Source organism: Catenibacterium sp. AM22-6LB, from assembly GCF_003435615.1.
Lineage (GTDB): Bacteria > Bacillota_I > Bacilli_A > Erysipelotrichales > Coprobacillaceae > Catenibacterium > Catenibacterium mitsuoka_A.
The window spans coordinates 1-385 of record NZ_QTUM01000126.1; the positions used below are offsets into that span (position 1 = coordinate 1).

1 pseudogene is annotated in these 385 nt (G+C 41.3%); it reads right to left on the reverse strand.

Features of this window, described 5'->3' with window-relative positions:
• Positions 1 to 385, reverse strand: a pseudogene (locus DW269_RS12860) (DDE-type integrase/transposase/recombinase); the annotation flags it as partial.

Genomic DNA, 385 nt, shown 5'->3' on the forward strand with positions numbered 1-385 from the left:
ATATGAGCGTGCCTTAGTTCGACTGGTAATCGTGACTGGAGCGTCTGGTTGAGTCTTTCAACCCTTCCTTTTGCTTGGGGTACGCTCGTAGTTTTTATTTTAATTCCCAGATTATGACAGGCATAAGAGAACTGAGTGAATGTATCCTCAGCATCTGAAGGCTTGTCTTTTCTTTTATATTCAAATACAGTGCGTCTGTCCGTATAAAACATTGCAGGAATGCCATGATTAACAAGAATCTGATAAAGAACCTCATAATACCCTTTAAGTGTCTCCTGACGGTCAAAATAGGCTCCTACAACCTTTCCATCTGCATCATCAATCGCAACATGCAGATGCCACACTTCTCCTTCAATCCAATGGAATGAAGATGCATCCATCTGTA